Genomic DNA, 12,555 nt, shown 5'->3' on the forward strand with positions numbered 1-12,555 from the left:
TTTGGGTGTATGAGGTACGAATCAAAAGTTGCGTTATTTTCTTACATCATTATTAAGCTCAGTCATGAATTTACGGTATCTTAAAGGCATAAACTGTCTTTGCAATTTTTCGTTTTTGCGTTCTTTTATATTTATGTTGTCGTAATAATTTTTCCATATAGATTGCATTTCTATTTCTTGTTCGCTCAAAGTTATCTCAATATCTTTTGCAGGAACGATTTTGCATATAGTACCGTCAAAAGCCAGCATCTTTTGGCGTGAAACATCATGAATGCAAAAAGGCATACCTTTGTATCTGTCCATAAAATGCGGTGCTATCAAATCCAAGATATCATGGTCAGGAGAAATAGGAGCATAAAAAACGCCAAAGTCCGTTTCTCTAAATCTTACGAACCCTTTCATACGATGAGTTTCTGTATTGACAGATTGTACCAATTTATTAAAGGTGATTACATCCGGATGATTGAACATATCAAGAACTGCACTCTTTTTAGAAAACAACAGCTTGATAAACCTAAAAACAGCAAGGTCTTTTTCCTTATCACAATGTCTGAAAGCTATATCAATATTTTCAAGCGCGGTATAGCTTATTCTTTTAATACCTGTAACTACTCTTTCTGCTTTTATATAGTCGGTATCAATTTCTACAATTTTATATAACATTCCAATCTGGAAATCACTATTTCTTGAATAAATAGCTACTGGTTCAACCCCCATCCTATATGTTTCAAATACGACAGTAAAAAATCCTTCAATACTTCCGTCATAGACAAAGATCATTTTATACCTCCCCTGTTAATACACTATAATTTTCATTTCCAAATATACTAAGTTGTTCTGCAGATTCATTAAGCAGATAATTATTAAGTCTGTAGTAATTATCTATTCCATAAAACTTGCCGTTAACAGTTATAAAATTTTGGGCACGTTTTAATACTATTTTCATTCTTTTCAAGTCATCAAAACTAAGATTGCCGTATTTTCTCGCTTTATTGATACGCCATGCACCTTTTATGCCTATGCCAGGCACTCTTAACAACATTTCATAAGGCGCAGAGTTAATTTCTATTGGAAATTTATCCATATTTCTCAATGCCCAGTCAGCTTTAGGATCAAGGTCATAATTGAGATTGACATCAGGCGAAATAAATTCATCGACAGAAAAACCATAAAACCGTATCAGCCAGTCAGCTTGATAAAGCCTGTTTTCTCGTCTTGTGTTGGCAGGCGTTGTGGGTAATAATGTAGGATTGCCTACTGGAACATATGCCGAATAATAAACTCTTTTTAGACGATATATTCTATATAGAGCCTCAGATAATTTCAAAATCACGCCGTCAGTATCAGGCGTAGCACCCACAATGAGTTGAGTGGTTTGCCCTGCCGGTATAGGACGAACAAGCACTGTTTTATTTTTTTTGACCGTATTTTGGGGCAAAGCATCTTGAATCAATAGATTATCTTTAGATGTAAGCAATTTTTGGTCTTTATATAGTTCAGTGCCATTTTGATAAATATCAGAAAGCTGTTTCATAGGTTTCAAAATTGATTCTTTGGTCTTAGACGGTGCCAACGCTTTCAAGCTTTGTGCAGTGGGTAATTCAATATTGACACTCATTCTGTCCGCATACATGGATGCCTGTTCTACAAGCTGCTGATCGGCATGCGGTATGGCTTTTAGGTGAATATATCCATTAAATCTATAAACAGTTCTCAGCATCTTTACTGTTTGAAGCAATGTTTCCATAGTGTGATTGGGAGATTGAATAATCGCAGAAGACAAAAACAAACCCTCTATATAATTGCGCTTATATAGATTGATGACAAGTTCGCACAGTTCCTGCGGAGTAATGCTCGCACGATCAACATTATTGCTTCTTCTGTTAGCGCAATATTGACAGTCAAAGATGCAATCATTAGACATAAGTATTTTTAACAAAGAAATGCATCTGCCGTCTTCAGTAAAGCTGTGGCAAATACCGCATGCAAAAGTGCTACCTATTGAATCTCCAGAATTACTGCGGTTGCTGCCGCTTGAAGAACAGCTAACATCATATTTTGCACCTGCAGATAAGATCTTGATTCGATCACTAAGCTCCATATTTCACCCGTAATCAAATGTTTACAACATATGTTTATTATACCACAATAATACATAATGTCAAACATTTGTTTTAATTTTATGATAATTTTCATTGAAATAATTGATGTTAGACGGTATAATAATATCAATAAAATTTAAGGGTAAGAGTTATGTTAGAGGGGTTTATTATAGGGTTAGCAGTTTTTTTGGTTTTGTGTTTATTGATTTTGCCTTTTATTATTTTTATAATCTTTTCAAAAAAGAATTATGGCAAAAAGGCTGATGTGGATTATATTTTTAATCTAAAAGATTTTCCTGATTTAGATTATGTTAGGGCAGATTTTAAGAATAATTTAAATCTAACTATTCGTGCATATAAGTTTTTCAAAAAAGGTGTTACTGATTATAAAGCAGTTATATTACTTGTTCCTGGTTTTAAAAATAATCACAATAAATATTTGCCTGAGATCGAGTATTTTACAAAAAGAAATTATTGCGTGTTTTCTTTTGATCCTTGCGGCACAGGCAAAAGCCAAGGTGACAACCTTGTAGGACTTTATCAGATACCATATGATGCCTTGTATGCCAAAAAAGCGATACAAGCTGATAAGAGTCTTAATACCAAGCCCTTGTTACTATGGGGTTATTCTAACGGTGCATATGCAGTTTTATCACTTATTGATCAAGAGGTTAAGGCAGTGGCTGCGCTTTCTGCTTTTGACAATGTCAATCAAATGACTGTGGATTATGGCGTTATGGCTTTTGGCAAAAAGGCAAAAGTCATATACCCTTATAGCGTAGTTTATAATAAATGTAAATTCGGAAAAGCACCTTTTGGGTCATCTGTAAAAAGTCTTAAAAACTCTAACATACCTGTCTTTTTGGCACATAGCATTGACGATGAGGTTGTACCGTATCGAAATTTTGAAAAGCTAAAGCAATATAATATACATCCTTTATCTATCAACTTGTCCTTAGAGGGTAGAAATCATTGGATAAGATATGACAATAGAATACAGCGATTAAGAGATAAATTAGAATTAAGACTTGAAAAAGCGAAGGACAATGAAAGGAAAAAAATTATAAACTGTTATGCTGCAGTATCAAAAAAGATTGACTACAGTCTAGTAAACCAAGTTGCAGATTTTTATGACAAGGTATTAGAAAAACTTAAAGATCTATAAAAAAACAAAAAGAGCGATTTTTAAATCGCTCTTTTTGTAATGCTGTGCAATTTCTTTTGATATATCTTACCGAAACGGTATTTATGCAGGTGGCTCCTTCGAAGTTTCCTTATGGCACATCACAAGGTCCGCTTAGTGCTGCTGCGTTCCCACTCTGACACGGTTCACGGTTTGTAATTGCATAAGACCCCGCTATCAACGCTCCTTACATACTCCAGCATTCCATAAAATATACCGCGAGAAATGTTCGGTCCTGCTATAGCGGATTGCAGGTACAGGGCACCGCTAGCTCCCCACTTAGCACAGCGTAACTATTATAAATGATAATTCACATTTTAGCAAGGGTAATTTTTTGGAAAACATTATTAATTTGACATAAAAATGCCGGTTTTTATAATAGAGCCCTAAAATAGTATTATTGATTGATTAATTTACATTAACATTTTTTAAAACAACTTAGATAACATCATTATCATTATTGCTTAATGTTTTTTATTTTTGTACACATATGCTATAATATTTTCATGGGTTTAAATGCGTCAAGATTTATAGAAGCATATAATACTATCGACCGTACGTTAAGGTCGCAATATGGATTCAAAGACAACATTTCTTTCTCCGAATTATTAAGACAGACGTCTTCAAAAAACCAGCTAATAAAAAAATACGAAGATGAGCTTTATGATTTTGGACGGCTTAGAAATGCAATAGTGCATAAGTCCACTGATAAAATTATTGCTGAACCCAATGATGAAACTGTTGGTCTAATATGTCATATTGCAGACCTTTTGACATCGCCGCCAATAGTAATGGATGTTATTAAAGTCAAAAATGTTATTGCTTTTGACCATGAACAAAATTTATATGACCTTATTGATGACATTTTTAAGCATAACTATTCCAACATTCCTATTTATAAAGATAAGCAAGTCATTGGTGTAGTCAATTCAAAACTAATTCTCAATATGATTGTAAGGCTTTTACAGGCAAGTGATAGTGTAAGCGCCGCCGCCTTAAAAAAAATCAAGTTAGGGGATATCGCTACCATTGATTCAAGAGAATATCTTTTTATGTCAACCGGCGCAAGCATTTTAGATGTTTTGACAGCTTATGCCAATAACCCTAGACTAAAGGCTATTTTGTTAACCAAATATGGCGACAATACAGCACCTGTGGTTGCCGTTATTACTTCATCAGATTGGATGACATTTAATAATATTCTTGACAAAATTTAGGGTTTAAACCATAATTAAGGGTAACATTTTTGATTTTTATTTTTTATATATTTTGGAGCTTATGGTATGTACGACAAAGTTGACAGTTCATTAGACTTTACTGCCCGAGAGCAAAAAGTCATTGAATTTTGGAAGAAAAATGATGTTTTTCAAAAGACCTTAGAAAATACACAAGGTAAGCCTGAATTTACATTTTATGACGGCCCTCCTACTGCTAATGGAAAGCCGCACATAGGTCATATTTTGACACGTGTTATGAAAGACATTATTCCCAGATATAAGACAATGAAGGGATATCATGTCGCACGTATTGCAGGCTGGGATACTCATGGATTGCCTGTAGAACTGGAAGTAGAAAAGCAATTAGGAATAGACGGCAAACAAGAAATAGAAAAATACGGCATTGAGCCTTTTATAAAAAAGTGTAAAGAAAGCGTTTGGAAATATCAGTCCGAATGGGAAAAGATGAGCGAGCGTGTAGGTTATTGGGTGGACATGGAACATCCTTATATTACCTACAATGACAGCTATATCGAATCTGTTTGGTGGTCATTAAAGCAAATCTTCGATCAAGGACTAATTTATAAAGGACACAAGATTGTACCTTATTGTCCTAGATGCGGAACGGCATTATCCAGCCACGAAGTAGCGCAAGGCTATAAGGATGTTGTAGAAAAATCCATTGTCGTTAGATTTGAACTAGTCGATAGAGAAAACACATATTTCCTCGCCTGGACGACTACGCCTTGGACATTGCCTTCTAACGTGGCTTTGTGTATGAATGCCAAAGAAGACTATGCCGAAATCGAAAGCGACGGAAAAATATATATCTTAGCAAAAGAGCTGATAAGCAAACACTTTGAAAATTATAAACTCATAAGCATCAAAAAAGGTAAAGAATATGAGGGTATAAGATACAAGCCTTTATATGATTTTGCAGGAGAGCAACATGCATGGTATGTTACCAATGACGATTATGTTACATTGACTGACGGTACTGGTATTGTTCATATTGCACCTGCATTTGGTGAAGATGACTCTAGAGTGGGTAAAAAATATAACCTGCCTTTTGTTCAAATGGTAGATTCTGCAGGTTTGTTTGTTAAGGAAGCTGGATTCTTATACGGCAAGTTTGTAAAAGATGCCGATAAGGATGTTATAAAAGATCTTGCAAGCAGAGGATTGTTATTTAGCGAAATCAAGTATCAACACAGCTATCCTTTCTGCTGGAGATGTGATACGCCTTTGTTGTATTATGCAAGAAGCACTTGGTTTATCAAAATGACCGAGGTTAGAGACAGACTTCTTAAAAACAATGCAATGATAAACTGGCTGCCTGAAAACATAGGAAAAGGCAGATTTGGAAACTTCCTTGAAAATGTAGTGGATTGGGGACTCTCAAGAGAAAGATATTGGGGAACACCCTTGCCTATATGGGTATGCGAAAAATGCGGACATTTGCATGTAATTGGAAGCAAGGAAGAACTCAAAAATTTAGGCGGACTAAAAGAAGATATCGAACTTCATAAACCTTATATAGATCAAGTAACATTAAAATGTGAAAAATGCGGCGGCGTTATGAAGAGAACGCCTGAAGTAATTGACTGCTGGTACGATTCTGGTTCAATGCCTTTTGCTCAATATCATTATCCTTTTGAAAACAAAGAACTCTTTGAATCACGTTTCCCTGCAGACTTTATATCCGAAGCTGTTGACCAGACACGCGGATGGTTCTATACGCTATTGGCTATATCTACATTGATGTTTGATAAGCCTTCATATAAAAACTGTCTGGTTTTGGGCCATGTTTGTGATGAAAAAGGCGAAAAGATGTCTAAGCACAAGGGCAATGTAGTTGATCCTTGGAGCGTTTTGGACGATCAGGGCGCAGACGCGGTAAGATGGTATTTCTATACAACTTCGGCGCCTTGGCTGCCTAGCAGATTTTATAAAAAAGCAGTAAGCGAATCACAGAGAAAGTTTTTGGGAACACTTTGGAATACCTATTCTTTCTATGTGCTGTATGCTGAAATTGACCAATACGATCCTACAAAATATAACCTTGAAGACTGCAAGCTGTCATTGATGGACAGATGGCTGATCTCAGAACTCAATTCATTGATAGCGTATGTTGACAAGGCTCTAAACGAATATAACATTATTGACAGTGCAAGAGAAATTCAGAGATTTACCGATAATCTATCTAACTGGTATATCAGAAGAACAAGAGAGAGATTCTGGGGCTCTGATATGTCAGATGACAAGATAGCGGCTTATACTACTCTATATCATACGCTATATACTTTGATAAAATTAGCCGCACCTTTTGTACCTTTTGTAACAGAAACTATTTATCAAAATATCGTAAGAAATGTTGACAAAACTGCACCTATGTCTGTGCATTTGTGTCAATATCCTGTAGCGGACGAAAAGCTGATTGACAAAACACTTGACAGCGGTATGCAAACAATTATTGATGCTGCGGCTTTGGGACGTGCAGTAAGAAATGCTGTCAATATCAAAAACCGTCAGCCGCTTTCTAAAATGTATATGGCTTTGGCTAACAGGGCTGTTCCAGATAAAGAACTGCTTGATGTTTTGGCAGACGAACTTAATGTAAAAGAAATCGAGATTATAGAAACAGCAGCAGACTTTATTCAATATTCATTAAAGCCTCAGTTAAAGACATTGGGACCTAAATACGGCAAAAACCTTGCTGTTGTAAGAGAAGTTTTGGATACACGCGCACAAGAAATAACTCAAGCTGTTAAGGACGGCGGAGTATTCAAAACCGTATATAAAGATGTTGAAATAGAGCTGACAGAGAGCGATTTGTTGATAAGCGTTAAGAGTCAAGAAGGCTACAACGCAGAAAGCGGAGATGGCATTACCGTTGTTATGGATACTAAGCTGACGCCAGAATTGATCTTAGAAGGCTATGAGCGTGAAATTGTCAGCAAGATCCAGACCATGAGAAAAGAAGCCGGATTTTTGGTTACTGACCATATTGTTGTGGGATATGAAACAAGTTCTAATGACCTCAATAATGTATTTAACCAATCTCAAGACAGCATCAAAAAAGATGTTTTGGCTGAAAGATTAGTAAACACCCTTGCAGGTTATACTAAAGAATGGGATATAAACGGCGAAAAAGTTGTTTTGAGTGTGCAGAAAATATAATATGAAGATTGCCGAGCATTGGAAGGATTACGAAATTATAGCCACTGGCGATGGTCAAAAGCTTGAGAGATGGGGCAATGTGGTGCTGTTGCGTCCAGATCCTCAGGTTATTTGGCGTACTAATATAGATATGGAGCAGTATTCACAACTTAACGCTGTGTATAAGAGATTTTCTGACGGCGGCGGCAAGTGGATAATAAAAAAGAGCTTTCCAGAAAGTTGGAAAATAAAATATAAAAACTATACCTTTTTGGTTAAGCCAACAGGATTTAAGCATACCGGGCTTTTTCCCGAACAAGCGGTTAACTGGGACATGATGGAGGGACTTATAAAGAAAGCAGGAAAAGTCAATGTCCTCAACCTTTTTGCTTATACTGGTGCGGCAAGCGTGGTTTGTGCATCCGCTGGCGCGCTTGTAACTCATGTGGACGCGGCAAAAGGTATGGTAGAACGAGCCAAAGAAAATGCCCGTCTTAATAATATTGATAATATAAGATATATAGTTGATGATTGCTTAAAGTTTGTATCAAGAGAAAAAAAGAGAGGGCATTTTTATGATGCGATAATTATGGATCCGCCGTCTTACGGCAGAGGTCCAAACGGCGAGATGTGGAAGCTGGAAGAATCTATATTTGAGCTTGCCCAATCTTGTTCAGAGCTTTTGTCGCCCAATCCGATTTTTTATCTCATCAACAGCTATACGACTGGATTGCAGCCTTCAGTTATGGGTAATATCTTACAATTAGTAACAAAAAAATTCAAAGGACATATAGAAGCATACGAAGTTGTGCTCCCTACAAAAGAAGGGATAGTATTGCCTTGCGGTGCGAGTGCAGTATTTGTCGGAGAAAGATAATGGAAGTAATATACGAAGATAATCACATATTGGTAGTGGTAAAGCCTCAAAATGTTCCTGTAATGGCAGATGAAACTCAAGACAAAGACATGCTGACTTTGTGCAAGGAATATATAAAAGAAAAAGAAAACAAGCCTGGCAATGTTTATCTTGGACTTGTGCATAGACTGGACAGACCCACCGGCGGGGTTATGGTTTTTGCCAAGACCTCAAAAGCCGCATCCAGAATTTCAGAAGCAATCAGAGACGGCGAAGTAGAAAAAAATTATTTTGCCATTTTGTTGGGAACACCCAAAGAAAAACAGGGTAAACTAACCCATTATCTTTTGAAAGATGAAAAGACCAATACCGTAAAAATCGTGCCTATGAGTACCGAAGGTGCCAAAAAGGCAATGCTGGAATATTGGATTGTAGGCGAATACGGCAAATTGTCGCTTGCCAGAATAAAACTTATAACTGGCAGAACGCATCAAATTCGCGTTCAGATGAACAGCCTGCACACACCTGTTTTGGGTGATGTCAAGTATGGCGGCGAATCAATGCCAAAAGGCTTTAATCTAGCTTTGTGGGCTTATGAACTAAAATTTTATCATCCTGTTACCAAGGTTAAAATGGTTTTCAGATGCTATCCGCCTGAAGCCAAAGTTTGGGAAGCTTTTAGTCCAATAATAAAATCGATAATAATGTAATAAAAATGGGTCTAATTTTAGACCCATTAATATTATTTTCTTGTCAAAAAATTATCTTGAAACCATGTATCTTAAAATAGTTTTTTGCTTTTCTTTGGCAACTTTTCTAGAATCGGACAGATATATTTCTCTATGAACCAAAGTTTTTAGTTTTAACCCATTATTTTGAATAAAATCTTTCATTTTACCAAATGATTGAGGTTCATCATCATAAGAACCAATATGCATTATTTGAACTGACAACCCATCTTCTATTTCATCAAAAAATACTTCTTTTAATAATGGATGAGGTTTTTTCTTGTTAACAATTTCAAAGGCTTTTTTCATTATTTCATCATTAACAAAATCAGGTTGTCTGATCATTATGGTATATAATAATTCATCTTTATTAAGAACTTCGCTTTTTTTGCCTTCTTCGGTCAAATCCCATAAACCTTCTAGTGGATAAACAGTGTATTCAAAATAGCCTTCAGGAACAAATCCATTCTTAGGCATCATTTTTACTGCATAAGCAAGAGAATACAAAACGCCTATTCTTTCTGAAAAATCTTTTTCATTAGGATTACCTTTTCCTTTAATGCAAAAGAATTTTTGCTTGGGAACTACTACTAATTCTGATTCATCTTTAGGGCAATAAAGTTCTTTTTCATGCTTTTTGTAATCATGTTTCATTTTTTGATTTTCCTTGCGTTATAGTCTGAAAGCAGAAATGAAATTACTTCTCAATAATTTCTTTATATCTCTTTAGTTCTTGCTTGGCACCTTCTAGGTCATGTTCTAGGTAGTTGCCGCACTCTTTTTCGGTAGCGCCGGGTAAAGTGTCAATATCCATAATAAGCTCGATAGATTTTTTAACAAGCTCTTTGGCCTGATCATAATCAATATCAACTAGTAACATATCAAATCCGGTACGGCATCCCATAGGGCCAAAATACAGCACCAAATCTCCAAATTCACTGCTTCTTATAGCAGAAGCTAAGAGATGTTCTATTGAATGTATAACTGCATTATTAAGATAATTGCCTTTATTTGGACGGCGAAATCTGAGGTCATAAGTATAGACTTTGTGACCAAAAAACTCATCAATCTTGGTCAGATAAAAGCCTTCGGTATGATTTGTATGATCAATCAAAAATGAAGCTATAGGTTTTATTGTATTATTCATAATAAAATCAGTCTAATGAAATGAATAGGTTTTGTCAATATGTTTTTAAAAAAGATAAGTTAATAGTATTTAATATAATCATAATATGATAAGGACTAAAATTCATGACTTTAAAATGAATATTTTTTATGTATTATTTAGATTATATGCTGATAAAATCTGATTTTTATTAAATAGATATAGCGATATAAACATTTTTTTGGTATACTTAAATATATATGGATCAAAAAATCGAAAGAATTGAAGATTTGAGAATCCAAGCGAAGCGAGCTTCGTTTATTTGCTTAATACCGCTTTTAGTAGGAATTTTAGCAGCAATAGTCTTAACGATCATATTTGAAAACGCGGTAATTTTAGTTCTTGGAGTAGCTGTTAGTTTTGTAATTTATATTATATTTTCATCTATTTGTTATTTTCCTAAAAAAAAGCATTATGTTCATTCTTTTAAACTTACAATAGTCAAAGACTGTTTGAACAAAGTGTTTAGTGATGTAAATTATGAGCCTGATAGGTGTTTTGATAAAGAAACAATCAAAAAGACATTTTTGGTTTGTATAGGCAATATATATAAAGGCAATGATTTTATATCAGCCGTCTATAAAGACGTAAGATTTTCTCAATGTGACCTTGATATACAAGAAATAGATGCTTCCGAAAATTCTACTTATATTCAATATTTTTTGGGAAAGTGGATAATACTTGATTTTGATAAAAAGATTGACACATATATTCAAATAAGAGAAAATGAGTTTGGCGGAGTTAGAAGACCGCTAATAAAAACGCCGGCAAAAGCACAAAAAATAATGACAGAGAGTGTAGAATTTAACAAACACTTTAGTGTGTTTGCAGACGATGCTCATAATGCTTTTTATATTCTTACACCACGTTTTATGGAAGCATTATTAAAGTTAAGATACCTTGTTGATGGACAGATAATGCTGGCTTTTTGCGAAGGTAAATTACATATTGCATTGCATAATCAAGAAAATGCATTTGAACCGTCAATAAATCAAATGATGCTGCCAGCTTATGAACAAAAAATAATGGCTGAAATATTAATAATCACTCAGATTATAGACGAATTAATTATCAATTTAAAATAATATAACAGGAGTAGCCATAATGTTTTTAGCAAGCCTTAGTCCTATAGTTATTACAGTAATAGTCTTAGTCGCTATTATTTTGATTTTGCTGCTTTATATAATCATTACAGTTAACAGCTTTAAACAGCTTATAGTCAAAATTTCTGAAGCTGATTCTGGTATTAATGTGGCTTTGACCAAAAGATATGATTTGTTGACTAAGGCATTGGATACGGCAAAAGCATATACAAAATACGAAAAAGAAACATTATATGAAATCATAGATTTGAGAAAAGATATGACTACCACCCAAAAAGCTCAAGTCGTCGAAAAGCTAGACAAGATGGGTAACACAGTCAATGTTTTGGCAGAGAACTATCCCGAACTTAGATCTGCTCAAGTGTTTTCGGATCTTATGTCTTCTATTAAGGATTCTGAAGAACATCTTCAGGCAGCAAGACGTTTGTATAATTCTAACGTATCACATTATAATCAAAAATTGGTTTCATTTCCTGCCAGCATTATAGCAAAAATGCTTAACTTAAAAGCCGCTAACTTTTTTGTCGCTGATATAGAAAAAAAGAATGATGTTAAAATCAGTTTATGACTAAAGAACAGTTTTTAGCCCTTACTCTAAAACATCAGTATTTGCTTAATTCTGTGCCAAAATACCAAGTAGTAAAAAATACTTGCGGATTGCAGGCGCAGTTTTTTAATTATCCAAGGCACACATTAAGAATACGGGCAACCGAAAAAGATCAAGAATGGACGCAGGGACTTATCAAAACATGGGCATTAAGAGGTACTGTTCATCTTATTAATAATGATGACTATGGTTTGTTTATGTCAGTTACCCCTAAGACAACATATTTCGATAGCTGGTTTACTCAAGAAGATATAAGCGTTTTTGGCGGGCTGATGTTAGAGTGCATCCATAACGGAATTAACCAAAAACAAGAAATAGCAAAATGTATTAGAAAGCATTTTAAAGACGAAAAGAAATTCGAACAGGCTTTTTCAGGTTGGGGCGGGATATTTTATATCTTAGCTAATCAGGGAAAGATTATTTTTGATTCGGTGA

12 protein-coding genes and 1 other RNA gene are annotated in these 12,555 nt (G+C 34.9%); 8 read left to right on the forward strand and 5 right to left on the reverse strand.

The window, feature by feature from the left end; all coding sequences use genetic code 11:
* Positions 1-33: 33 nt before the first annotated feature.
* Entirely contained in the window at positions 34-780 is a 747-nt protein-coding gene (locus VIL26_00085) for a TIGR03915 family putative DNA repair protein (protein HEY8389345.1), read from the reverse strand.
* Between the two features lies 1 nt (position 781).
* Positions 782-2,101, reverse strand: coding sequence for a putative DNA modification/repair radical SAM protein (locus tag VIL26_00090; GenBank protein HEY8389346.1), 1,320 nt, complete (start codon positions 2,099-2,101; stop codon positions 782-784).
* 152 nt (positions 2,102-2,253) lie between these two features.
* Here VIL26_00090 and VIL26_00095 point away from each other — a divergent pair, with 152 nt between their 5' ends.
* Positions 2,254-3,267: an alpha/beta hydrolase gene (locus VIL26_00095; GenBank protein HEY8389347.1), complete on the forward strand. Its 1,014-nt coding sequence runs from the start codon at positions 2,254-2,256 to the stop codon at positions 3,265-3,267.
* Positions 3,268-3,309: 42 nt separating this feature from the next.
* On the opposite strand, the gene ffs is transcribed toward VIL26_00095, so the two are convergent.
* Positions 3,310-3,573: signal recognition particle sRNA large type (gene ffs / locus VIL26_00100), an RNA gene on the reverse strand.
* A gap of 218 nt (positions 3,574-3,791) precedes the next feature.
* On the opposite strand from ffs, the gene VIL26_00105 reads away from it, so the two are divergent.
* The 4 genes from VIL26_00105 to VIL26_00120 all read left to right on the forward strand — a co-directional run bounded on the left by VIL26_00105 (position 3,792) and on the right by VIL26_00120 (position 9,227).
* Positions 3,792-4,502 (forward strand): CBS domain-containing protein, encoded by a 711-nt coding sequence (locus VIL26_00105; GenBank protein ID HEY8389348.1) that lies wholly within the window; start codon positions 3,792-3,794, stop codon positions 4,500-4,502.
* Positions 4,503-4,568: 66 nt separating this feature from the next.
* Positions 4,569-7,682: an isoleucine--tRNA ligase gene (gene ileS / locus VIL26_00110; GenBank protein HEY8389349.1), complete on the forward strand. Its 3,114-nt coding sequence runs from the start codon at positions 4,569-4,571 to the stop codon at positions 7,680-7,682.
* A 1-nt stretch (position 7,683) separates the two neighbouring features.
* Positions 7,684-8,538 carry a class I SAM-dependent methyltransferase gene (locus VIL26_00115; protein ID HEY8389350.1) on the forward strand — a complete coding sequence of 285 codons (855 nt, stop codon included), beginning with the start codon at positions 7,684-7,686 and terminating at the stop codon, positions 8,536-8,538.
* Complete coding sequence (locus tag VIL26_00120; protein ID HEY8389351.1) at positions 8,538-9,227, forward strand: RluA family pseudouridine synthase; 690 nt, start codon at positions 8,538-8,540, stop codon at positions 9,225-9,227. Before VIL26_00115 ends, VIL26_00120 begins: the two co-directional genes overlap by 1 nt.
* A 51-nt stretch (positions 9,228-9,278) precedes the next feature.
* Here the strand turns inward: VIL26_00120 and VIL26_00125 are convergent, their stop codons facing one another.
* Entirely contained in the window at positions 9,279-9,899 is a 621-nt protein-coding gene (locus tag VIL26_00125) for a GyrI-like domain-containing protein (GenBank protein HEY8389352.1), read from the reverse strand.
* A 43-nt stretch (positions 9,900-9,942) separates the two neighbouring features.
* Positions 9,943-10,392, reverse strand: coding sequence for an S-ribosylhomocysteine lyase (locus tag VIL26_00130; protein ID HEY8389353.1), 450 nt, complete (start codon positions 10,390-10,392; stop codon positions 9,943-9,945).
* Positions 10,393-10,610: 218 nt separating this feature from the next.
* Here VIL26_00130 and VIL26_00135 point away from each other — a divergent pair, with 218 nt between their 5' ends.
* From VIL26_00135 to VIL26_00145, 3 genes are all read left to right on the forward strand, one after another.
* Positions 10,611-11,495: a DUF3137 domain-containing protein gene (locus tag VIL26_00135; protein ID HEY8389354.1), complete on the forward strand. Its 885-nt coding sequence runs from the start codon at positions 10,611-10,613 to the stop codon at positions 11,493-11,495.
* A 19-nt stretch (positions 11,496-11,514) separates the two neighbouring features.
* Positions 11,515-12,081 (forward strand): LemA family protein, encoded by a 567-nt coding sequence (locus tag VIL26_00140; GenBank protein HEY8389355.1) that lies wholly within the window; start codon positions 11,515-11,517, stop codon positions 12,079-12,081.
* On the forward strand, positions 12,078-12,555 hold a 478-nt coding region (locus VIL26_00145), incomplete at its 3' end, for a hypothetical protein (protein ID HEY8389356.1). The genes VIL26_00140 and VIL26_00145, both read left to right, overlap by 4 nt.

Source organism: Clostridia bacterium, assembly GCA_036562685.1.
In the GTDB taxonomy this organism is placed as follows: Bacteria; Bacillota; Clostridia; order Christensenellales; family DUVY01; genus DUVY01.